This is a genomic window from Kribbella sp. CA-293567, from assembly GCF_027627575.1.
In the GTDB taxonomy this organism is placed as follows: Bacteria; Actinomycetota; Actinomycetes; order Propionibacteriales; family Kribbellaceae; genus Kribbella.
Map to the genome: position 1 here is coordinate 4,328,623 of NZ_CP114065.1, position 23,718 is coordinate 4,352,340.

14 protein-coding genes are annotated in these 23,718 nt (G+C 69.5%); 3 read left to right on the plus strand and 11 right to left on the minus strand.

The genetic code is table 11. The annotated features are described in order from the left end of the window. Positions 1-2: 2 nt before the first annotated feature. The 6 genes from OX958_RS19860 to OX958_RS19885 all read right to left on the minus strand — a co-directional run bounded on the left by OX958_RS19860 (position 3) and on the right by OX958_RS19885 (position 13,811). Positions 3-2,819 (minus strand): aconitate hydratase, encoded by a 2,817-nt coding sequence (locus tag OX958_RS19860; RefSeq protein ID WP_270130428.1) that lies wholly within the window; start codon positions 2,817-2,819, stop codon positions 3-5. A 165-nt stretch (positions 2,820-2,984) separates the two neighbouring features. Continuing rightward, entirely contained in the window at positions 2,985-4,109 is a 1,125-nt protein-coding gene (locus OX958_RS19865) for a Fic family protein (RefSeq protein ID WP_270130430.1), read from the minus strand. A gap of 144 nt (positions 4,110-4,253) precedes the next feature. Continuing rightward, positions 4,254-5,186: an LLM class F420-dependent oxidoreductase gene (locus OX958_RS19870; RefSeq protein WP_270130431.1), complete on the minus strand. Its 933-nt coding sequence runs from the start codon at positions 5,184-5,186 to the stop codon at positions 4,254-4,256. Positions 5,187-5,196: 10 nt separating this feature from the next. After that, positions 5,197-10,512: a hypothetical protein gene (locus tag OX958_RS19875; RefSeq protein WP_270130432.1), complete on the minus strand. Its 5,316-nt coding sequence runs from the start codon at positions 10,510-10,512 to the stop codon at positions 5,197-5,199. Positions 10,513-10,617: 105 nt separating this feature from the next. Then, on the minus strand, positions 10,618-11,787 hold the full coding sequence (locus OX958_RS19880; protein WP_270130433.1) for a class I SAM-dependent RNA methyltransferase: 1,170 nt from the start codon (positions 11,785-11,787) through the stop codon (positions 10,618-10,620). Further along, positions 11,784-13,811 carry an APC family permease gene (locus OX958_RS19885; protein WP_270130435.1) on the minus strand — a complete coding sequence of 676 codons (2,028 nt, stop codon included), beginning with the start codon at positions 13,809-13,811 and terminating at the stop codon, positions 11,784-11,786. The genes OX958_RS19880 and OX958_RS19885 overlap by 4 nt, the downstream gene beginning before the upstream one ends. Before the next feature lie 96 nt (positions 13,812-13,907). Here OX958_RS19885 and OX958_RS19890 point away from each other — a divergent pair, with 96 nt between their 5' ends. Both OX958_RS19890 and OX958_RS19895 read left to right on the plus strand, forming a co-directional pair. Then, positions 13,908-14,570, plus strand: coding sequence for a potassium channel family protein (locus OX958_RS19890; RefSeq protein WP_270130436.1), 663 nt, complete (start codon positions 13,908-13,910; stop codon positions 14,568-14,570). Then, on the plus strand, positions 14,570-15,247 hold the full coding sequence (locus tag OX958_RS19895) for a potassium channel family protein (protein ID WP_270130437.1): 678 nt from the start codon (positions 14,570-14,572) through the stop codon (positions 15,245-15,247). Before OX958_RS19890 ends, OX958_RS19895 begins: the two co-directional genes overlap by 1 nt. A gap of 53 nt (positions 15,248-15,300) precedes the next feature. Here OX958_RS19895 and OX958_RS19900 read toward each other — a convergent pair whose 3' ends face one another. From OX958_RS19900 to OX958_RS19910, 3 genes are all read right to left on the minus strand, one after another. Beyond that, positions 15,301-18,966 (minus strand): S8 family peptidase, encoded by a 3,666-nt coding sequence (locus OX958_RS19900; protein ID WP_270130439.1) that lies wholly within the window; start codon positions 18,964-18,966, stop codon positions 15,301-15,303. Between the two features lie 122 nt (positions 18,967-19,088). Then, entirely contained in the window at positions 19,089-20,351 is a 1,263-nt protein-coding gene (locus OX958_RS19905; protein WP_270130441.1) for a hypothetical protein, read from the minus strand. A 58-nt stretch (positions 20,352-20,409) separates the two neighbouring features. After that, a complete protein-coding gene (locus OX958_RS19910) occupies positions 20,410-21,303 on the minus strand; it encodes a LysR family transcriptional regulator (RefSeq protein WP_270130443.1) in 894 nt (297 codons plus the stop codon). A 74-nt stretch (positions 21,304-21,377) separates the two neighbouring features. Between OX958_RS19910 and dapA the strand changes: the two genes are divergently transcribed. Next, entirely contained in the window at positions 21,378-22,340 is a 963-nt protein-coding gene (gene dapA / locus OX958_RS19915; protein WP_270130445.1) for a 4-hydroxy-tetrahydrodipicolinate synthase, read from the plus strand. Positions 22,341-22,442: 102 nt separating this feature from the next. On the opposite strand, the gene OX958_RS19920 is transcribed toward dapA, so the two are convergent. Beyond that, positions 22,443-23,303 carry a DUF3159 domain-containing protein gene (locus tag OX958_RS19920; protein WP_270130446.1) on the minus strand — a complete coding sequence of 287 codons (861 nt, stop codon included), beginning with the start codon at positions 23,301-23,303 and terminating at the stop codon, positions 22,443-22,445. Further along, positions 23,296-23,685: an OB-fold nucleic acid binding domain-containing protein gene (locus OX958_RS19925; protein ID WP_270130448.1), complete on the minus strand. Its 390-nt coding sequence runs from the start codon at positions 23,683-23,685 to the stop codon at positions 23,296-23,298. The genes OX958_RS19920 and OX958_RS19925 overlap by 8 nt, the downstream gene beginning before the upstream one ends. Between the last annotated feature and the right edge of the window lie 33 nt (positions 23,686-23,718).

Below are 23,718 nucleotides of genomic sequence, written 5' to 3' on the forward strand. Positions count from 1 at the left end.
GATCAGTTCGCGATCAAGGAGCGCAGCACGTACTGCAGGATGCCGCCGTTGCGGTAGTAGTCCGCCTCGCCGGGGGTGTCGATCCGGACCACGGCGTCGAACTCCTTGACCGAGCCGTCGGTGCCGGTGACCTTGACGTGCACCGTGCGCGGGACCGTGCCGTCGTTCAGCGCGGTGACGCCGGTGATGTCGAAGGTCTCCTCGCCGGTCAGGCCGAGGGACTCCGCGTTCTCGCCCTCCGGGTACTGCAGCGGCAGCACGCCCATGCCGATCAGGTTCGATCGGTGGATGCGCTCGAAGGACTCGGTGATGACGGCCTTCGCGCCGAGCAGCGCCGTACCCTTCGCGGCCCAGTCGCGCGACGAGCCCGAGCCGTACTCCTTGCCGGCCAGGATGACCAGCGGCGTCCCGGCGGCGAGGTACGCCTCGGAGGCCTCGTAGATCGACGTGACGGGCGCGTCGTCCTTGGTGAAGTCGCGGGTGAAGCCGCCCTCGGTGCCCGGTGCGATCTGGTTGCGCAGCCGGATGTTGGCGAACGTGCCCCGGATCATCACCTCGTGGTTGCCGCGGCGGGAACCGTAGGAGTTGTAGTCCTTGCGGTCGACCCCGTGCTCGGCCAGGTACTTGCCGGCCGGGCCGTCCGCCTTGATCGAGCCGGCCGGGGAGATGTGGTCGGTGGTGACCGAGTCGCCCAGCTTGGCCAGCACCCGGGCACCGGTGATGTCGGTGACCGGCGACGGCTCCTTGGCCATCCCGTCGAAGTACGGGGGCTTGCGCACGTAGGTCGACTCGGGATCCCAGTCGAACGTCTTGCCCTCGGGCGTCGGCAGCGACTGCCAGCGCTCGTCACCGGCGAAGACATCGGCGTAGTCCTTGGTGAACATCTCCCGGTTGATCGACGTGGCGATCACCTGCTCGACCTCGTCGGCGGTCGGCCAGATGTCCTTCAGGAACACGTCGTTGCCGTCCGTGTCCTGACCCAGCGCGTCGGTCTCGAAGTCGAAGTCCATCGTGCCGGCCAGCGCGTAGGCGATCACCAGCGGCGGCGAGGCCAGGTAGTTCATCTTCACGTCCGGGTTGATCCGGCCCTCGAAGTTGCGGTTGCCGGACAGCACCGAGACGACCGCGAGGTCAGCTTCCTGGACCCCGGCCGAGACCTCCTCGGGCAGCGGGCCCGAGTTGCCGATGCAGGTGGTGCAGCCGTAGCCGACCAGGTGGAACCCGAGCTTCTCGAGGTACGGCGTGACGCCGGCCTTGTCGTAGTAGTCGGTGACCACCTTCGAGCCCGGCGCCAGCGAGGTCTTCACCCACGGCTTGCTGGTCAGGCCCTTGTCGACGGCCTTCTTGGCCAGCAACGCGGCGGCCAGCATCACCGACGGGTTCGAGGTGTTGGTGCAGGAGGTGATGCTGGCGATCACGACGTGGCCGTGGTCGAGCTCGATCTCCTGGCCGTTCAGGCTGATCTTGGTCTTCTTCACCGGGCGGCCGTCGGCCGGGTGCGGCGCGTGCGGCTGCGCCTCCTCGGCGTGGTTGCGGCCGTTGGCCGGCGGGTCACTGGCCGGGAACGACTCGACCACACTCTCGTCGGCGAGCGACGGGACGGCCTCCGACGCGGTCTGACCGACCTTGTCCTCCTCCGGCACGTAGTCGGCCAGGGCGCCGCGGAAGCCTTCCTTGGCCTCGCTCAGCGCGACCCGGTCCTGCGGGCGCTTCGGGCCGGCGATCGACGGCACCACGGTGGACAGGTCGAGCTCGAGGTACTCCGAGAAGCGCGGCTCGATCTCGGCGTTGTGCCACAGGCCCTGCTCCTTGGCGTAGGCCTCGACGAGGGCGACCTCGTCGTCGCCGCGACCGGTCAGGCGCAGGTACTCCAGGGTGACCTCGTCGATCGGGAAGATCGCGCAGGTGGAGCCGAACTCGGGGCTCATGTTGCCGATGGTGGCGCGGTTGGCCAGCGGCACCGCGGTGACGCCGTCGCCGTAGAACTCGACGAACTTGCCGACCACGCCGTGCTTGCGCAGCATCTGGGTGATGGTCAGCACGACGTCGGTCGCGGTCGCGCCGGCCGGTACCGAGCCGGTCAGCTTGAAGCCGACGACCTTCGGGATCAGCATGCTCACCGGCTGGCCGAGCATCGCGGCCTCGGCCTCGATGCCGCCGACGCCCCAGCCGAGCACGCCGAGGCCGTTGACCATCGTGGTGTGCGAGTCGGTGCCGACACAGGTGTCGGGGTACGCCTGTCCGTTGCGGACCATCACCGTGCGGGCCAGGTGCTCGATGTTGACCTGGTGCACGATGCCGGTGCCCGGCGGGACGACCTTGAACTCGTCGAAGGCCGACTGGCCCCAGCGCAGGAACTGGTACCGCTCCTTGTTGCGCCCGTACTCCAGCTCGACGTTGCGCTCGAAGGCGTCCTGCCGGCCGAAGACGTCGATGATGACGGAGTGGTCGATCACCAGCTCGGCGGGCGCCAGCGGGTTGATCTTGGTCGGGTCGCCCCCGAGCTCGGCGACGGCCTCCCGCATGGTGGCCAGGTCGACGACACACGGCACCCCGGTGAAGTCCTGCATGATCACCCGGGCGGGGGTGAACTGGATCTCGGTGTCCGGCGCCGCGTTCGCGTCCCAGTTGCCGAGCTTGCTGATGTGCTCGGCGGTGATGTTCGCGCCGTCCTCGGTGCGCAGCAGGTTCTCGAGCAGCACCTTGAGCGAGTACGGCAGCGTCTCAGCGCCCTCGATACCCGCCAACCTGAAGATCTCGTACGACGTTCCGTTGACCTCGAGTGCACCCTTGGCACCGAAGCTGTCGACGCTGGCCATCAACCTGCTCCTCTATCCGGTCCTGTATCCGCTGACCCCATCCTGCCGACTCCCCCACACGCCCAGCAGGTCAGGCTGCCCTAACTCCCGGGCATCAAACTCTCTCGACATCAAGATACACGACATCGAGCCACTTCCGCGATCACCGAACGTCGGCGAAAAGAGTCAGTTCACGGCGGCGGCCGCAATCCGGGCACCGAGAGCCTCCACCTCGTCGAGCACGTCGGACACCCCCCAAACCTGGTTGCGAACCCGGTTGGTGAGCGGACGGATGACACCGGCTCCGTGCAGCCGCTCGATGGCCGAGTAGACACTGCTCAACGGACCGCCGATCGCTTCAGCCGCTTCCTCAGCAGAGAAAACCGGTGCAGCCACCAGCCCGTCCAGCAATCGAGCCACCGCGCTTCCCCGGCGCCCGCCGACAGCCATCTGCCAGAGCTCGGGCATCTCCAAGATGCGCCGCGCGGTCACCTGAGACTCCCGGGCCGCGGCAGTCGCCGCCTTCGAGAAGGCGAGGATGATCGGCTCGATCCGGCCCGTCCGGTAGGCGGTCAGCAGTCCGAAGTACTCGTCGCGCCGGGCCACGAGCGCCGACGCCAACGGCACGACCACTTGGCGAGTGGCGCCGCGGCGACGGAGTACTGCGTTGATCAGCGCGCGCCCGATGCGGCCGTTGCCGTCGGTGAACGGGTGGATCGACTCGAACTGTGCATGCGCCACGGCCGCCTGAGCGAGCACCGGAAGGTCGGTCCGGTTGGCGAACGTGACCAGATCCTCGAGATAGCCGACGACCGTCTCGGCGGCCGGCGGCACGAACAACGCGGTACGGGGCGAGTGGTCGCTACCGCCGATCCAGTTCTGCATGTCCCGTAGGCGACCCGCGTAGGCACGCTCGTGTTCATCCTCGGCCATCAACGCCCGGTGCGCCGTCAGCAGGTGCTGGACCTCGATGTCCCCGCCGGCCTCGACGGAGTTGATCATCGTCACCAGCGCCGCCGTGGCCGCGACCATGGACGTGGCGGAAGCGTTGGAGCGGATTCCGTGCAGGGCACGAGCGAAGTCGTTCACGGAAGCCTCGATCCGCTCGATCTTCGACGAAGCGACGGATTCCGTGCGCAGCAACAGCGTCTCGAGGCCCTTGAGGTGTGGACCGTGTGAGTGATCCAGTGCGGAGATCTCCCGGATACAGTCCTCTGCCGCTGCCTGCACCGACGATGCCAACCGGACCGGCAGATCCGCGATCAGCGGTGGCCGCAGGGTGACGACCTCGGCCAGCTTGCGATCCTCCATCAGGCCGCCACGGTGCAACTGCCGCCAGGGCCGCACCTCCGGTAAGTGGGGAGGCCAGCTCGCTTCCGTGGTCATCCTGCCGCCTAAGTCGGAATAACGCCGGAGTTATTCCGACTTAGGTAGCATAACTCGGAATAACTCGGCTCAGGAGAGCTGGGGCAGGACGTCGGAGGCGATCAGGTCGAGGTGGTCGAGGTCGGTGAGGTCCATGATCTGGAGGTAGAAGCGCTGGGTGCCGAGCTCGGCGAAACGGGCCAGCTGGTCGACCACCTGGTTCGGCGTACCGCCGACGCCGTGGGCCTGCAGTTCGTCCAGGGTCCAGCCGGCGGCGTGGGCGCGGCGCTTCACCTCGGCGTCGTCCTTGCCGACCACCACGCGGTGGGCCGCGGACAAGGCGAGCGTGTCGGGGGCGCGGTCGATCGCCTCGCAGGCTTTGCGCACCCGGTCGAACAGAACCTTGGTGTCCTCGACCGACTTGAAGCCGGCGTTGAACTCGGCGGCGTACATCGCGGTGAGAGCAGGCGTGCGCTTCTTGCCTGCGCCGCCGATGATGATCGGCGGGTGCGGCTGCTGGACCGGCTTCGGCAGCGCCGGGGAGTCCTTCAGCTGGTAGTGCTCGCCGTCGAAGTCGTACTTCTCGCCGACCGGCGTGTCCCACAGCCCGGTGATCACCTCGAGTTGCTCGGCCAGCAGGTCGAAGCGTCCGGGCGTGTCCGGGAAGTCCAGCCCGTACGCCGCGTGCTCCGCCTCGAACCAGCCCGCGCCGAGCCCGAGCTCCGCGCGTCCGCCGCTCATCTGGTCGACCTGCGCGACCGTGATCGCCAGCACGCCGGGGTGGCGGAAGGTGGCCGGGCTGACCAGCGTGCCGAGCTTGATCCGGCTGGTCTCGCGGGCCAGGCCGGCCAGCGAGATCCACGCGTCGGTCGGACCGGGCAGGCCGTCGCCGTCACCCATCACGAGGTAATGGTCGGAGCGGAAGAACGCGTCGAACCCGCACTCCTCCGTCCGGCGGGCGACCGCCAGCTGGACGTCGTACGTGGCGCCTTGCTGGGGTTCGGTGAAGATCCGGAGCAACATGCGGACAACGCTATCTCGCGGTCGTGTACAACTTCTCCAGGTACGACGGTTGCCAGTCCGGACCGCGCCCGTTCAGCCGCCGGACCAGCCCGTGGACGTCGAGCCGCGACTCGATCGGGTTGTCCCACCAGTCGGGCACGCTGTCGTACCAGCGGTCGATCCGCATCGTCCGGCCGGCCACGTCGATCCGCGCGAACAGCCAGCCACCCTGCTCGCTCTCCGACTCCGCGATCCAGAGGTCGCCGATGAGCTCGCTGAGCAACTCAGCGGCGTACTGCGGATCGTCGACCTCCGGCGGCTCCAGGTCGAACCGGTAGCTCGGCGACGCCGGGTCGAGCACCTGCACCTGGATGGTGAACCCCGACGGGACGACCTTGGTGCGGGCGCGACACCAGTCGTGCAGGGCGTCGAAGGCCGCGGTCTTCTTCGGCCGCGGGCGCGGACGCTCGACCTCGGCCCGCATGGCTTCCTCGATCGACCCCGGCAGCGGCTCCACGCGAGGACCGTCGTTGCCGACGACACCGAGGCCCGGGATGGCGACCGCGCCGCCACCCTCGTCGGGGACCACCAGCTTCTCGGGGCGCTCGGTGAGCTGGTCCTCGGATTGGTCGCTGGGCTGATCGTCGGGTTGGCCGCCGGGTTGGTCGACGCTCGGCGCTCGAGTTTCTGCCGCGGCTTCGGCTTGGGCGATCTGCTCAACCGGAGCTTCAGACTCATCGGCCGGCTGGTCCGACTCTGCGGTCTCTGCCCCGGCGCGGAGGTCGTCGCCCTGAAGGTCATCCGCCCGAGGGCCGTCGGCCGGTTGCGGATCAAGGTCGCGGACGGCTTCGAACTGTGCGGTGACCTCCGTCGCTGCAGGTTCCGGAGAGTCGCCCAGCTGGTCGGCGGTCCAGTCGGCTTCGCCGATGATCTGGTCGTGGAAGTCTTCGTCGCCCAGCCGGTAGTCGAGGTCGTCCAGCGGTTCGAGACTGCTGAAGCCGCCCGGCGGGAGGTCCCGGGCCTGCGGGGCGAACGGCGAACCGCCGGCGTAGTACTCGTTCTCGAGATCCTCGTCGCTGATCGCCGCGATCTCGGCCGTAGGCGCCTCATCCTCAACCTGAGGTTGACCCTCTGGGATGGTCGAGGCTGAGTGCTGTTCAACCTCGTCGTCGGTCGACCGGGCGTCGCCGGTAGCCGACTCGGTCACCAGGCGCTCCTCAGCCGGTACGACGCTCGTCAGCTCCCCTGCCGGCGCCTCGACGTGCTCGGACGATCCGGCAGGTGAGTCGCGATCGGGCTGGTTCAGCTCTTCTTCAGCAGACTCGACCTCTTGAGCGCCTGACTCCCCGAACCCTCTCGCGCGTGACTCTTCGAGCAGGTCCTCCGAGCGAGGGTCGCCGTCAGTCGGATCGTCCCGTTGGAGGCTCTCCGACGACGCGTCGATTCTGTCGCCGTTGGGTGCGTAGTCCGCAGGAGGCAGCTGCTCGGCCGGATCCGCGTACGCCTCGACGCCGAGTGCGTGATGTTCAGCGGGCAGCTCTTCGGCAGCTGCGGCGGAACCGTCAGCGTCGGGCAGCTGTTCTACGGCCGAAGTCTCCTGCTCAGCTCCGGCGAACACACCGGCGTCGGCATCAGGCGCCCGTTCGACGCCCGGCGGAACCGCACCGGAGGTGTCGCCGTCCGGCGCGTGCCACGGCGTGAGCTGATCCTCGCCATACGTGTCGGACGTATCGGCGTCCGACACGTGGCCGAGCGCCGGTTCATCCTCGTCGGACATGTCAGAGGTGTCGGCGGCCGGCGCGTGCTGAAGCGTCAGCGGATCGGTGTCGGATGTGTCGGCGTCCGGCGCGTGCTGGGATGTCAGCGCCCTGGTGTCGGAGGCAGCGGCGTCCGGCGCCTCATGGAGCACCAGCGGACGGTCGTCGGGCGTGTCAGCGTCCGGCACGTGCTGGAGTGTTAGCGGGTCGTCGGCGGGGCGGTGCGATTCCTCTTCGACGTCGCTTGGGTGCTCGGCGGGTGACTCCGGCGGCAGTTGGGTGATGGGTTCGGTCGGTGCTTCTGCTTCGGCGGACTTGGCGGGGCCGGCGGCGTTCTGGGCCTCCAGGTACGCGGCGACGTCCTCGATCCAGACGCCGTTGATCCAGGCGCCGCCTACCCAGTCGCGCTGGGCGAGGGCGCGGGGAAGTGCTGGCTTCGGTTCTGGTTCTGGCTCGGCTGGTACTTCGGCGTCGGCGGCTGCGGTGGTCTGGAGACGTCCTGCAGCACCGGTAGACGTTTCCGGGTGCTCCTCATCCTCAACCCATGCATCCGGCTCGGACGATTCCGGAGACTCGTCGCCGGCTCGAGTGTTCTGCCCGTCGGCGCTTTTGTCGAAGCGAGCGTTCGCCTCGTACTCGTCGGCCTCCTGCGAGCGCTGGTCTGGCTCGTAGACGGGCTGAGACCTGGTGACCGCGTTCTGGAGTTCTGGGGAGAGGGCCGAGTGGTCGGCGGGGTCGCCGATGTAGTGCGTCTGCTCGTCGAGCGGGCCTGGTGTCGCGTGTGCGTCGCGGAGGTCTCCGGGCTGGGTCGGCTCGGGATGCTGGCTGCTGTCCCCCGCGTACCGGCTCTCCGCCGCATCATCGAACTGCCGGGCTGTCGCCTCGTCTGACTGCCCGCCTGTCGGCTCGTCGAACCGCCGCGCTCTTGCCTCGTCGGGCTGCCCGACTATCGCATCGTCGAACCGCGGCGCTCTCGCCTCGTCGGGCTGCCCGACTATCGCATCGTCGAACGGCCGGGCTGTCGCCTCGCCTGGCTGCGGGGCGAACGCCTGGTGGAGCTGCGGTGCCTGCTCGGCCTTGTCGAGCTGCCGCGCCCGCTGGGCCTCGGACGGCCGCGGGCTTTGGCGGGCTTCTGGCGCCTCTTCGACGCCCAGTCCTGCGGAGGTGTCGGCGGGCCACTCGGATGCGGCTGAGGGCGAGATAGAGGGCGGTGAGGGGGCGCTGGCCAGGTTGGAGTAGGCGCCCGGTGACGTGTCGGCGGCGTCACCCGGAAGCGGGGTGATCGGACCGGTGTCCGCGTCGGCGATCGGCGGGATCACGCCGGTGTCGTCGTCGGAGGCGACCGCGTCGGCGGTGGGCGCGGCGAACCCGTCGGCGTCAACGGGCGGGGCGAGCGCCTCAGTGTCGGCGGGCGGGGTGAGCGCCTCGGTGTCAACAGGCGAGGTGAGCCCCTCGGTGTCAACAGGCGGAGTGAGCGCCTCAGTGTCGGCGGGCGGGGTGAGCGCCTCGCTGTCGGCAGGCGGCACGATCGCGTCGGTGAAGGCGACGGGAGCGATGACGCCGGTGTCGTCGAAGGGCAAGTAGGCGGCGGTCGCATCTACGTCGTGGCCGGACGGCGAGGCGACCGCACGGTCCGCGAACGGCGAGACGCTCGTACCCGCGCCGGACGAGCCGGTGGTGTGAGCACCAGGTGGGGAGGTGGTCGCGTGGTTGCCCGGCGGTGAGGTGCTCGCGCCGTAACCGCGAGGCTCGCTGCTCGCGTGATCGTCGGCAGCCGCAGTGCTCGCGTCGTTGCCCGGCGGCGAGGTGGTCGCCTGGTTGCCCGGCGGCGAGGTGCTCGCGCCGTAACCGCGAGGCGCGCTGCTCGCGTGATCGTCGGCAGCCGCGGTGCGCGCGTCGGAGTCGGGATGTGCGGTGCCCGCGCCGGAGTCGGGACGCGCGGTGCTCGCGCCGGAGTCGGGATGCGCGGTGCTCGCGTGGGTGTCGGGGTTTGCGCGGGCGTCAGTGGTCGCGGTCGCATCGGGGGTGGCTGTGGTGTCCTGGGTCAGGGACTCGTCCGGGACTGCTGCGATCTCGCTGGTGGCGTCGTCGGCTGACCAGGACGGCTGATCCGGCGCGTTGCGGATGACGTCCGGTACGTACGTCGCTGCGGCCGGTGCGTCGGCGAAGAGGCTGGCGTAGAAGTCTTCGCCGTCGTCGACAGGGCCGCCTACTCGCGGTGGCTCGGCGGCAGGGAGCGGGCGGTCGGCCGATGCGTCGGGGTGAGTACCGGCATCCGGTACGGGCTCGTGGCTCGGGTCGGTCGACGACCGGGCCTCTGGCGTGTACGGCGGGCGCGGATAGCCGTCAGTGCCCGCATCCGGCGCATACGGCGGACGCGGGTAGCCATCGGCACCAGGAGCCGGGGCGTATGGCACTGCGGCGGGGTACGCCGACTGGTTGGCGTCGGCGGGACCAAGCGCTGAGCGGTCAGCCGCAGGCCCGGGGGTGTAAGGAGCAGCGTCGGACCAACTGTTGGAGCGCGGGGCGGGATCTTCGTGCTTGCGGCGACGGAACAGCCGGGGCTTCTTGGCCACTACGCCGTACGCGTCCGCGCCGCTATCGGTGTCGTCCGGCGGGTCCGGGGCGGGTTCCGGCGTGATGGGTGACTCAGGGGCCGGGGCGAAAGGTGAGTGGGGACGGAAGGGCGGCTCGGTGGTGAGCGGTGGTTCGGGAGTGAAGGGTTCCGGGTCAGCCGCGTAGGGCTGGTGCCGGCCGGCGTACGGGTCGGGGCCGCCGATGATCAGGTTGGAGTCGTCGTCACCGATCGGCTGGCCGGTGAACGGGCTGATGCCGGGCGGGACGAGGACGGACTCTTCCTCGCTGTCCTCGTCGTCGACCTCGGCAGGATCAGCGCTGAACCCGCCAGGGCTCGCCGGGGAGGCCGGCTCGGGCACCGGCTGGCTGACGGAGTTCCCGTCGAACTCGGCCGCGGCGGCCAGCGCCGCGCTGAGATCAGGCTGCTGCGGCGAATGCGGCCCGATCCCGAGCGCGGTGAACAACTCCCCCAGCGACTCCGCCGTGACGCCGGTAGTCGCCGCGGTACGGATCAGCCGCACGCCGACTGGCAGCAGCTCGTCCAGCCCACCGAGATAGTCGGCCCATTCGGCCGCCCACTCGATCATCTCTCGGGCGGCTTCCTCGTCCGAGGTGATCCATTCGCCGATCGGCAGGAACCCGTCGTCGAGCGGCTGCCACGGATCCCCCGGGTACGACGCACGCGCCCAGGTCCCGTTGAAGCTGCCGTAGACGAACCCCAGCTCGCCTGCCGCCATCCGGCGCTTGACCTCCGGCTGGCCGATCCAGCCGGGCGCGCCGGCCAGCAGGTCCGCCGCGGCGGTCTGCGTGTGCTGCGTGTGGAACCCGAAGAGCACCGCGCGGCCGCCGTCGAGCCGGGCCATCCGCAGGTCGCTGCCGGTCTCGTCCTGGTGGTACCAGCCGTGCTCGTCGGCGTACCACCGGCGGTCGAAGCCGGTGGCATGGGCGACCGCGGCGAGGGCGCTCCAGCGAGCGCGCAACTCCTCCGGGTCGTCCAGGTCGACGAGCGGCATCGGGTCTCCTGCTCAGTGCCAGTTCGGCAATTTCCTGCCGAACAGATCCGGCCAGACGAATCCAGGCCAGAACGGTACCCGAGACCACCTCACCCAGCCAGGCCCCTAGGCAGGTCGCGGTTCGAGCACAGCCACGCACTCTATGTGATGCGTCATCCCGAACAAGTCGAACGCCCGCAACGAGCTGACGCCGTACCCGAGGGCGCCGAAGGTCTTCAGGTCACGCGCCAGCGCTGCCGGGTCGCAGGCCACGTACGCGATCTTCCGTGGCGACAGCGCCGCGATCCGCCGTACGACGTCCTTGCCCGCGCCCGTCCGCGGCGGGTCGAGCACGACCAGGTCGACCGACTCCAGCCCCTGCCCGGCCGCGGTGTTCAGCACCTTGGCGACGTCGCCGGCCTCCAGCGTCACTTCCGGCAGGTCGTGCAGGTTCCGCCGGGCGTTCTTCACCGCGTCCTTGCTACCCTCGACAGCCAGTACTGCGCACCCCGCCTGCGCCAGGAAGGCCGCGAACAGCCCCACTCCGGAGTAGAGGTCCAGTGCGGTCTCACCGTCGCGGGGCTCCAACCCGGCCAGTACTGCGTCGACCAACGTCTCCGGAGCCGCCGGGTGGGCCTGCCAGAAGCCGTTGGCCTCCACCCGGAAGCGCCGGTTCCGTACGACCTCTACAACCCGGCCACCCGAGTTGTCGTCGGTCAGCACGGCCGTCTTGCCCTCCGACGACACCACTGCCTTCACCGAGGACGCCTCTGGCCACTGCTCGTGCAGCACCTCCGGGGCGCCCGGATGCGCGATCAGGCACTTGTCGATCTGCACCAGGTCGTGGGAGCGGTGCGCGTACATGCCGGGCCGGCCGTCGACGACGGCGTACCGCATCCGGGTACGCCAGCCGAGGCCGTCGTCGCCGGGCGACTCCATCACGATGGCCCGCTCGATGCCGCCGATCCGCCGCAGCGTATCCGACACGACTGTCGCCTTCAGCCGGCGCTGCTCGACGATGTTGGCGTGCTGGAAGTCGCAGCCGCCGCACAGGCCGGGCCCGGCGTACGGGCAGGGTGGTTCGATCCGTTGCGGCGATGGCGTCAGCACCTCCACCGCGTCGGCCCGGAGGTACTTCGTGGTCTGCTCGGTCACGCGGGCGCGCACCAGTTCCCCTGGTAGCGCGTGCCGGACGAAGACGACCTGGCCCTCGTGGCGCGCGACACAGTGCCCGCCGTGCGCCACCGGCCCGACCTCGAGCTCCAGCAGCGTCCCGACGATCTGCTCTGCCGTCACCTGTCTCCTGAACTCTTGCGCGCGCCGCGCCGTACTTGGCCGGCTACGCGGTCTTCCCGGTCCTGTCGCTCCTCGGCTGCCTGGGACGAGACCAGCTGGTAAGGAACCGACGTGACCATCACACCAGGTGTGAACAAGAGCCTGCCCTTGAGCCGTAGCGCGCTCTGGTTGTGCAGGATGTGCTCCCACCAGTGACCGACGACGTACTCGGGGATGTAGACCATGACCACATCCCGCGGTGACTGCCGGCGGATGTCTCGAACGTACTGCACGATGGGGCGAGTGATCTCCCGGTACGGCGACGCGAGGCGCTTGAGCGGCACCGGGATGTCCCGTGCCTCCCACTCGGCCTGCAGCAGCTCCGACTCGTCCCGGTCGACGTCCACCGTGACCGCTTCGAGCATGTACGGCCGGGCCGCCTTGGCGAACGCCAGCGCCCGCAGGGTCGGCTTGTGGAGCTTGGAGACCAGCACGATCGAGTGCACCCGGGCCGGCAGCATCAGCTGATCGCTGGCGTCCACCGCCATCTCCCGGCCGACCGTGTCGTAGTGCTTGCGGATGCCCTTCATCATCACGAACAGCACGGCCATCGCGATGATCGCGATGTAGGCGCCGTGGGTGAACTTGGTGACCAGGACGATCACCAGCACGGTGCCGGTCAGTGACAGGCCGACCGTGTTGATCACCCTCGAGCGGACCATCCGGTGGCGCTTGGCCGGGTCGGTCTCGGTCTTCAGGTGCCGGGTCCAGTGCCGGATCATGCCGAACTGGCTGAGCGTGAAGGAGACGAACACCCCGACGATGTAGAGCTGGATCAGCTTGGTGACCTCGGCGTCGAAGGCGATGATCAGGCCGATCGCGCACAGCGCCAGCAACACGATCCCGTTGCTGTAGGCCAGCCGGTCGCCGCGGGTGTGCAGCTGCTTGGGCAGGAAGCCGTCCTTGGCCAGGATCGAGGCCAGTACCGGGAAGCCGTTGAACGCGGTGTTGGCCGCCAGCACCAGGATCAGCATGGTCGCGCCGATCACCAGGTAGAAGCCGGGCGGGAAGTTGGAGAAGACCGAGTCGCTGATCTGGCCGATCACGGTCTTCTGGACGTAGGAGTCACCGACCGGCTCCCCGTCGCGGTACAGCTGGGCGTGCGGGTCCTCGGCGAACCGCAGGTGGATCTTCGACGCGAGGTACAGGATGCTCATCAGCATCGTGATCGCGATCGCGCCGAGCAGCAGCAGGGTGGTGGCGGCGTTCTTGCTCTTCGGTTTGCGGAACGCCGGTACGCCGTTGCTGATCGCCTCGACCCCGGTCAGCGCCGCGCAGCCCGACGAGAACGCGCGCGCCAGCAGGAACGCCGCCGCGACCCCGCTGAACACCTCGTGGCCCGGCTCGGGCCGCACCTCGAAGCCGGCGCTCTCGGCCATCGGCAGGGTGCCCAGGGTGAGCCGGATGACGCCCCAGATCGCCATCCCGACGATGGCGGCCATGAAGATGTAGGTCGGGATCGCGAACAGCGCGCCGGACTCCCGGACGCCGCGCAGGTTCAGCGCGGTGAGCAGCAGGATCAGCCCGACCGCGAGCGCCACCTCGTGGCCGGCCAGGAACGGCAGCGCGGACTTCGCGTTCTGGACGCCGGACGAGATCGACACCGCGACGGTCAGCACGTAGTCGACCATCAGCGCGCTGGCCACCGTCAGTCCGGCGGTCGGCCCGATGTTGACGGTGGCGACCTCGTAGTCGCCACCACCGGACGGGTAGGCGTGCACGTTCTGCCGGTACGACGCGACCACGACCAGCATCACGAAGGCGACCAGCAGGCCGATCTTCCAGGAGAACGAGTACGCCGCCAGCCCGGCCAGCGACAGGGTCAGGAAGATCTCGTCGGGCGCGTAGGCGACCGACGACAGCGCGTCACTGGCGAACACGGGCAGCGCGATCTTCTTCGGGAGCAGCGTCTCGCCGAGCTGCGTACTGCGCAGCTTGCGTCCGATCAGGATGCGTTTGCCGATGTCGCCTAGTGCGGGGGTCACACCGGTGATGTTAGAGGCAGCCCCGGTCCGGTGTAGCGTCTATCCCTGCCGACACCGAGCCAGCGGCCCTCAGGCGGGGCAAGGAGTGATCACGGAGTGCACGTCGTCATCATGGGCTGCGGCCGCGTCGGGTCGACCCTGGCCCGGACGCTGGAGAAACGCGGCCACACGGTCGCCGTCATCGACCAGTCCGCCGACTCGTTCCGGCGGCTGAGCGCCAACTTCTCCGGTCGTACCGTGACCGGGATGGGGTTCGACCGCGACGTCCTGACCGAGGCCGGGATCGAGGAGGCCGAGGCGTTCGCCGCGGTCTCCAACGGCGACAACTCCAACATCCTGGCCGCGCGTGTCGCCCGGGAGAACTTCGGCGTCGGCAACGTCGTCGCCCGGATCTACGACCCGGGCCGGGCCGAGGTCTACCAGCGGCTCGGCATCCCCACCGTCGGCACGGTGAAGTGGACCGTCGACCAGATGATCCGGCGGTTGCTGCCGAGCGGTTCGGAGCCCGAGTGGCGCGACCCGTCCGGCACCGTCCGGCTGGCCGAGGTGCACGTGCACTCCGGCTGGGTCGGCCGGCTCGCGCTGGACATCGAGCGGGCCACCGGCGCCCGGGTCGCGTTCCTGACCCGCCTCGGCGAGGGCCTGATCCCCAAGGCCGACACAGTGATCCAGGAAGGCGATCTGGTCCACGTGGTGATGCTGGAGCGCGAGGCCGCGGCGGTCGAGTCCCAACTGGGTTCCAAGCCTGAGGAGCTGTGATGCGGGTAGCCATCGCCGGCGCCGGCAACGTCGGGCGATCGATCGCAGCGGAACTGCTGGAGAACGGCCACGAGGTGCTGCTGATCGACAAGGACCCCCGGGCGATCAAGGCCGAGACGGTACCGCGGGCCGAGTGGCTGCTGGCCGACGCCTGCGAGCTGTCCTCCCTGGAGGAGGCGGCCCTGCAGCGCTGCCAGGTGGCGATCGCGAGCACCGGTGACGACAAGACCAACCTGGTCGTGTCGCTGCTGGCCAAGACCGAGTTCGGCGTACCGCGCACCGTGGCCCGGGTCAACCACCCGCGCAACGAGTGGATGTTCAACGAGGCCTGGGGCGTCGACGTCGCGGTGTCGACACCGCGGATCATGTCGGCACTGGTCGAGGAGGCGGTCTCGGTCGGCGACCTGGTCCGGCTGTTCACCTTCCGGCAGGGCAATGCCAACCTGGTCGAGCTGACCCTGCCCGAGGACTCCCCGATGATCGGCCTGCGGGTCGGCGACATCGACTGGCCGATCGACACCGCGCTGGTGACGATCATCCGGGAGGGCCGCGTACTGCGCCCGGACCCCGAAGGCACCCTCGAGCTCAACGACGAACTGCTGTTCGTCTCGGCGGACGAGACCGAGGAACAGCTCGAGGACATGCTCTCCCCGCACCACCGCAAGCCGAATCGCTGATCCGACCCGGCCGCTGCCGGGCGGAGCTCAGGCTCCGCCCGGCAGCGTCCTGTCTACTTCAGTCCGAACGCCCGGGTGATGGTCTGGTCGACCGCGGCGCCCGAACCGTTCTCGGCGTGGGCTCGCAAACTCACGAAGGTCGCGCCACGCGGCCCGTCGAGCCGGGTGGTCCACCCCGCGCCGGTACGGCGAAGCGCTGCCCTCCCCCACGTCTTGCCGTCGTCGTACGAGATCTCCAGCGAAGGCGTGCTCAACCCGGCGGCCGTGGAGCTGACCGACCACTTCGGCGAGATCGTCAGGTCGTCGTGGCGGCCGGCTCGTCCGGTCACGTCGGTGCTGATCGCGTAATCGAGCTGGATCAGCGAGAGTGGCGACGCCTCGGCGGTTGATCCCGACGTGAAGCTCCACTCCGTGCGGGTCGTGGTCGAGTACGGGCTCGGGTAGGTGCCGCGGGTGTTGTCGACCACGAGCCGGTACGGTCGCGACTCCGGCTGCAGACCGCTCACGCTGAGCTGGTCGCGCTCGGCCTCGGCCACCAAGGTCGGGCCCTGGTAGAGGCTCACCTTCTGGGTCTGGTCGAAGTTGCCGAACGCCGTACCGATGTGGTTGCCGCCGCCGTCGCTCCAGCCCGGCGCGACGACGGCGAGCTGGTCACCCTGCCGCACCGGCGAGAGCGCCTCGCTCAACCGCGGCCGCTGGATCGGGCCGAACCACTCGATGTCCGTTCGGCTCCCGGCCTGGTACGCCGTGTACTCCGGCTCGGTCTGCTGCGTCTCGCGAAGGATTTCCGCCTTGGCCAGGTAGGGAGTCCCGGCCATCACGTAGTCCGCACGCTCGGCGATCAGCGGCATTCCGGTGGTGTTCATCGCCGACTCCCAGTCGACGTTCCAGATGTCGAAGCGGTTCTCGATCCCGCCGCCCGGCCGGAAGTTCCGGTAGGACACGTCGAGCCGCGCCAGCTCACCGGTCCGCACCCGGTACGACGGGTCGGCCGGCACGTGGTCCCAGAACCTCGACAGGTCGTACGTGTAGTCCTGGGTCGGATTCGAGACCACGGTGAGGTGGCCGGCGCCCTGCCGCACCTGGCCGATCAGTTGCTCGCCCTCGTCGTGGGTGAGGGTCGCGATCGTGATCGGCGGCGGATTCGGCGGCAGGTAGATCGAGTCGTTCCACGCGGCCAGCTTCCCCGGGCCGTCGTTGACGACGACGAGGAGTTTCGCGCCCGCCGCCGCAGCCGTGGCGGCCTGCTCCTCCAGCGAGCCGCCATCGTTGTTCCGTACGACGACCGCCTTGCCCTGCTGGTCCTTGGCATCGCCGAGCACGGCATCGAACTGGTGCTTACCCTTCGCCAGCGGCATCGCGGCCCGGCGTACCAGGGTGTCGTCGAAGGTCCGCGTCGACGAACTCATCGTCAGCGCGGGCTGCTCCAGCCGCCAGCGGGCGCCGGTGGTGAAGGCTCCGCTGGTGGCCTTGCCGGTCGGGAGTTCCCAGACGCTGTCGTACGCGGCCGACGGCCAGCGCGAGGACCCGACGGAGAACACCTCACGCCCGAAATCTCGGTAGTTGTTGACCCGCACCTCGCCGAGCGCGGTGGCCTGCGGAGCCGCGACCTTCAACTGACGCGCCTTGCGCGCGTCGTACGTGACGGTCCGGTCCCGGTCGAGATGGACGTCGAGCAGTGTCAGCACCGCCAACCCGAGTGAAGAGGGCCCGTTCGCGCCCTCCACATCGGCGGTCAGCCAGGTGGTGTAGTCGCCCGGCGGCAGGCGGAGCGACGTACCGCCCTCCTCGACGAAGAACTGGCCGTAGCTGCTCCCGCCGATCAAGATCGCGTCGCCGGTGAGCGGGCGACCACTGCGGTCCTTCGCGTCGAGCTTCAGCTCGTAGCGCTCACCTTCCCGGCCGATGCCAATCATGGTGCTCAGCCGGGTGCCGTCGGACGCCGTCGCGACCAGCCGGCCGGACAGTTGCTTGTCGACCGGCGCAACGTCGACCTGCGCGGTCAGCGTGACCTTCGCCGTGCCGTGAGCAGGCACGGTCACCGTCGGCGCCGAGAGGGTGAACAGACCGGCCGGCGCGTCCTTCACCTGAGTCGTCAGGTCGAGTACGACGGGCGCGTCACCGTTGTTGGTGTACGTCACCTCGCGATCCACAACCTTGCCTTGGGCAACCGGCCAACCGTGGTGGCCGGAGTACGCGCTGGAGGTCGCGAAGACGGTGGCCTTGCTGGTGGCGGCGATGTCCAGCCGCCCGTTGCCGGCCTGGTAGGGGTTGTAGTCCGGCGTCGGCTTCGCGGAGCTGACGATCGCGTCCTTGAGCTGTTGCCCGGTCCAGTCCGGGTGCTGCGCGGCGAGCAGCGCCACGGCACCGGCCACGTGCGGCGTCGCCATCGACGTACCGCTCATCAGTTGGTAGGAGCCAGAGCCCTCGGCCGCGTACTGCGAGCGCGCCGCCAGGATGTCGACCCCGGGAGCCGTGATGTCCGGCTTCAGTCCGCCGTCGCCGACTCGCGGACCCCAGCTGGAGAACTCGGCCAGCTTGTCGGCACCGTCGACGGCTCCCACCGTCAGCGCCGACTCGGCGATCCCCGGAGCACTGGCGGTGTAGTAGCCGGGACCGGCGTTGCCCGCGGCCACGGTGAAGAGTGCGCCCGTCTCGGCGGACAACTGGTTCAGCGACTGGCTGATCGGGTCGCTACCGTCGGACGGGCCGCCGCCGAGGCTCATGCTGACGATCTTGGCCTTCTGGTCGCGGGCGGCCCACTCCATCCCGGCGATGATCCAGGACTCCTGGCCACTGCCCTCGTTGTCGAGCACCTTGCCGATGTGCAGCCGGGCACCCGGCGCGACGCCTCGCTCCAGGCCGCCGGACGCCTCGCCCGTGCCGGCGATGGTCGACGCAACGTGCGTGCCGTGCCCCTGCCGGTCGGTGACGTCGAGCTCGGGCACGAAGCTGGTCGAGGCCGCCACCCGGTCGTCGAGGTCCGGGTGCTCGAGGTCGATCCCGGTGTCCAGTACCGCGATATCGACGCCCTCGCCGAGGTTGCCGTCCCGCCAGACCTCCGGCGCGCCGATCTGCGCGGTGCTGTCGGCCAGGTCGGCCTTGAACTTGCCGTCCAGCCAGACCTTCTTGATCCCTCCGGTCAGCACGGCCGGCCCCTTCGACCGGGCGGTGGTGCTAGCCGTCAGCGAACGCCAGAAGTCGGCCGGGCGATCAGCGGTCAACGCGGCGCCCTTGATGCTGCTGAGCGTGCTCTGCTTACGGGCACCGGCCGGGACAGCTTGGGTGCGCGCCTTCGCCGCAGCGTCCGTGTAGGTGACGATCAGCGGCAGGACGCCATCGTCGTACCCGTCGGCCAGCAGTTGGGTGACGTTGAACAGGTCCTCGTCGAGCAGCTTCGCCCCAACCAACCGGGCAGCGGACCGCGGGTAGACGTACGTGTTCTTCCCGCTGATCCGGACATCGTGGTCGGCGAGCCGGCCGTCGGGTGCGGTGACGGTGTAGTTCTTCTTCCCGTCGGCGCCGACGGTCACCAGCACCGTGTCGCCCGTGATCAGAGTGACCGACCTCGGAGCCCGAGCAGCATCGAGTACGGCGTACGAACTGCCGGGAGCCGGCGGCGAAGCGGTAGCGACGCCACCGCTCAGGGACACGGCGGCGGCCAGGAGCGCCGCCGAGAAGGCCGGCAGTTTTCGGCTGCGGCCAGGGCGTGGTGTCACGAGGGCCTCACAGAGGGTCTACGAATGAGTCGCCAGATCGTAGGCTCGGAGAAGCGCCGGAATTCACCGATTCGGTTGGCCACTCTCCGCCGTGTCCCATTTGCGCCACGGCGGAAAGTAAGTCAGTGCTGCGCGGGCTGGTCCAGCGGCGGGTACGGCGAGTCCGGCAGGCCGAGATTGCGCCAGACGAAGCGCGGGACGCGGGCCAGGAAGCCGCGCAGGAACCGCGAGCTGTGGCTGATCGAATCCTGGCTGTGCTCGGTGGTCTCGAACCACGCCCAGCCGCCGGCGATCTCGAACGGCGCCGGCGGGTCCGCCATCAGGTACTCCATCTGGCGCGGGTGGATCACGTCGTAGGCGTACTTCGTGTCCTCGGCACGCACCGCGAACTGGCTGTTGAAGGCACCGCTCTCGAAGGTGATGCCGCGGCCGATCCCCCGGCGGCCGACCTTGAGCGGAGGCATCGTGACCGGTAGCTGGAAGCCGAGCAGATGCTCGCTGTGGCTGTCGGTCACCGTCCGGGTCTGGGACCGGCCCTCGCTGTCGGTGTAGCTCTCGGTGCGGGTGGTCTTCCACTCGTGGGTGAAGGCGACGAACGGCGGCCCGTCGCCGTCGCGGCCGCGGATCACCTCGCTGGTGGTGTGGTCGTGACCGGAACGCGTGGCCGGCGTGGTCTGCAGCAGGCTGTCGTCCTCGCCGATCCAGTGCCAGTCCGGGTGATGGTAGAAGCTCAGCTGGGACGGCCGCTCGAGTTGGACCCAGCGGTCCAGCGGAGTCGCGTCGATCGCCGCCGCGACCGCGGCCAGTTGCTCGATCCAGGCCGCGAGCCGCTCGGGGTCCTTGCGCGGCGGGTCGAGGACGACCAGCTGATCGCCGTCGATCCCGAGGTTCAGGCCGGAGTGGGTGCCGGCCATGGCGACCAGCTGGGCACACACCTGGGGGGAAAGCACCTCCCCGGCGTACTCCGGGTCGAGCGCGCCGATCTGCCAGCCTTCGCCGAGTTGCGCCGGAGACGGCACCCGCGCCGCCTCCACGCCGTACCGGGGGCGGGTGTTGCCGTCCATGATCCACAGCTCGGGGAGCCGGCGGGACAAGGTGACCATCCCGACCCAGCCCTTCCAGTTCTCGGCGCCGTACTCGATCACCTGGAACGGCCGGTACGAACTGGTCACGCCGGTGATCTGGTCATCGGGATCGCGCCGGAAACCGAGTCCGAACGGCGGGTTGGCGAGCCGGGCCACAGCGTCGAAGCCCGGGCTGCCCTCGAAGGTCCAGCCGCGGTCACGCAACGACTTGATGTAGCGATCGCGCCGCAGGATCAGCGCGGCACCGATGACGACCGCCCCCATCAGAACCGCCACCACGATCCAACCGGTCTGGCTCACACTCTCCCCTTCGGTTCGCGGCCGCTCCGCGATGGCCGATTGTCCCCTACGACGCGGGCTACCCCGGGGTCAGTTCCGTCAGGACCGCCCGGATCGCCGGGCTGGCGTCGGCGCTGCGCCGCCACGCGGCCTGGACCTCGCGGGTCGGCCGGCGGGTCAGCGGCCGGGCGACGAGGTCCTCCCCCAGCGGCGGCCGGGCGAGTCGAGGGATCAGCGCGATCACGTCGTCCGAGGTGACCAGTGCCAGCTGGGTGGCGAAGTCGTCGACGAGATGCCGGACGTCGGGCTCGTCCGGCAGGTCGGCGAAAAGTCGCCGGAACCACTGATGGCAGACCGTGCCCGGTGGGCTCGTCACCCAGGCGTGGCCGGCGAGATCGATGGCGGCAAGGGGTGCGTCCCGCTGCGCGAGCGGATGGGACCGGCTCATCACGACGTCGCCGACGTCGGTGTGGACGCGGCGCTGTCGCAGGGACGGCGGCAAGCTGACCGGCAGGTCGTCCGCGTCGTGGATCAGCGCCAGGTCCGCCGTACCGGCGTCGACGCTGTGCAGCGCCTGGTCCGGGTCCTGCTCGGTGACGCGAATGGTCAGCTCGGGGAAGGCTGTCGCCACGCGAGCGAGTGCCGGCGCGAGCAGGCCACGGATGGCGGTCGAGAACGCCACCACCCGCAGTACGCCGCGCGGCGCTCCTTCGGCGACCGATTTCGCCGCCTCCGCGCAGCGCTCGAGTGCCTGGAACACCTCAGGCGCCGAGTCCACGATGGCCTGTCCAGCAGGAGTCAGCACGACTCCACGCCCAGCCGGGGCCAGCACCGGAACCCCGACCTGACGCTCCAGCCGCTTGAGCTGCTGCGACACGGCCGAAGCCGTGAACCCGAGCTCGTCAGCCGCTCGTGCCAGCGTTCCCAGAGCAGCCACCGCCCGCAACGCGCGCAAGGCGCCGACCTCAATCATGCAGCCACGCTAACCATTACCGGCCAAAAAGCATCGCTGGACCGCGCCAATCGCCGCGCGACACGATCGTCGCCGTGACTGAACAGCTCTTCGGCACCAATCTGGCCGCGATGGTGACCCCGATGAATCCCGACGGCACCCTCAGCGAGCCGGGACTCACCAGTCTCGTCACTCACCTGCTCGGCACCGGCTGCGACGGCATCGTCGTCGCCGGAACCACCGGCGAATCCCCCACCCTGACCGATGCCGAGACCACGCACCTCGTCCAGACCGTTGCGACTCAAGCCGCCGGTCGCGCCCGGGTCATCGCCGGCATCGGCACGTATGACACCGCCGCCACCGTCCGCCGAGCCCGCGACGCCGAAACCGCCGGCGCAGACGCCCTGCTCTTGGTCACCCCGTACTACTCCCGCCCCACCCAACCCGGCATCATCGCCCACTGCTTCGCAGTAGCCGACTCCACCGCCCTCCCCGTGATGCTGTACGACGTGCCGGCCCGGACCGGCGTAGCCATGGCAGCGACCACCCTCACCGAACTGGCCAACCACCCCAACATCCGCGCCGTCAAGGACGCCAAAGGCGACCTCTTCGAAGCCATGACGGTGATGGCCGAGTCGCCTCTCGCCTACTACTGCGGCATCGACGAGCTCAATCTCCCCTACCTGACCGCCGGCGCCACCGGCCTGGTCAGCGTGATCGGCAATCTCGTCGCCGACCACAACGCCGCCCTCATCCAGGCCGTCCGGACCAGTGACCTGCCGACGGCCCAGGCGATCCAGCGCTCACTGATCTCGCTGACAGCCGCACTCATGGGCACGTCACAAGGCGCGAGCACGACCAAGGCCGTGCTCGCCGAACTCGGCATCATCCCGCACGCGACGGCCCGTCTCCCTCTGCTCGAGCCTCCAGCGCCTCAGCTCCGGCAAGTGGCACAGGCTCTGGCCTCCTGGCCGGAGCTTGCCGGCCGAACCACGCGTCCAGAGCCGCGTCGTCGCCGAGCGCGCCGAACCGGGTCGGTCCACGCTCCAGCATCCTGAGGAACGCGACCAGTCGCCGTCCTGTCTCACCCAAAGTGCTCACCCCCTCCGAAACGTTGTATCGGGCAACCAGCCCGGAACGTTTCAGGGAGGGGGTGTGACCTACTTCTTGCCGCCGCGGAGCAGGCCGGTGATGTGGTCGCGGGCGTCGTCCCACTTGTCGTCGGGCAGCGAGCCGCGCAGCACGGAGTACGCGAGCCAGAGCGCCAGGGCATAGAGCGGGAGGCCGAGGCCGATCTTGGCGATGCCGAGAGCGTTCAGCTGGCTGGTCAGGTAGAGCGGGATCTGGATCACCAGCCGGACCGCGAACAGGCCGGCGAAGACCAGCGTGGCCCGGTTGAAGCCACGGAACATGTCCGGGTCACGGCGCCATTCGCCACCGGTCTGGGTGATCAGACCGTAGATCGCGCCGAACAGCGGCCAGCGAAGCACGATCGACAGACCGTAGATGCCCAGGTAGACGCCGCTGAGGATCATGCCGGGCAGGTAGACGTTCTCCGCCTTGCCGCTGCGGGCCGCGACCCAGGCGGAGAAGGCGACGCCGATGAAGCCGCCGATCACGTTGCGCAGCGGCTGCTTGCGCAGCAGGCGGAGCAGCGCGACCGCGCCACCGCAGGCGACCGCGACGATCAACGCGAGCTTCAGATCGTGGTCGGAGGCCGCGTAGACGATCATGAACGCGATCCACGGCAGACCGATGTCGAGCAGCGCACCCCAGCCGCCGAGAGCGCGGAAGAAGTCCTTGTCGGTGGTCGACGACGGCTTGGCCGGAGCGTCCTCGGCGGAGCGCTCGTCGGCAGGTCCGGCATCGGTGGTCCGGCCCGAGGCGTCCTCGGCGGTGTGCGGCGGCACCGTGCCGGCCGCTTCGAACTCGGGTTTCAGAATCTCGACCAGCTTCTCGTTCAGGTCCTCGTCCAGCTGGTCGCGGTGGGTGTCGCGGCCGGTACCCCGCGGCTCAGCCATGCGCGGCCGTCGGACGGAGCTCGTACTTCGGGTTGAACATCACCCGGTCACCGTCCACGACCCCGATCCGCCCGGAGGCGATCAGCTCCGAGCCCGGGTGGATGCCGGCGATCTTGCGCCGTCCCAGCCAGACCAGCTTGACCGCGCCGGTGCCGTCGTACAGCTCACCTTCCAGCGCCGGTACGCCGCCGCGCGGGCTGAAAGTGATCGTGCGCAGCGTGCCGTACAGCGTCACCATCTCCCGGTCCTGACAACCGGTGATGGACCGGGCGCCACAGCCGTGCGCGTAGTCCTGAAGCACTTCGGCGTCCTGCTCGTCGCGGTCGCCGGCCAAGCCCCGGAGGGCGCGCTTCCACAACCCCCCGGACTTATCACTACCCATGGGGCCAGTGTAATCCGCTGGTGAGCGTGCTCG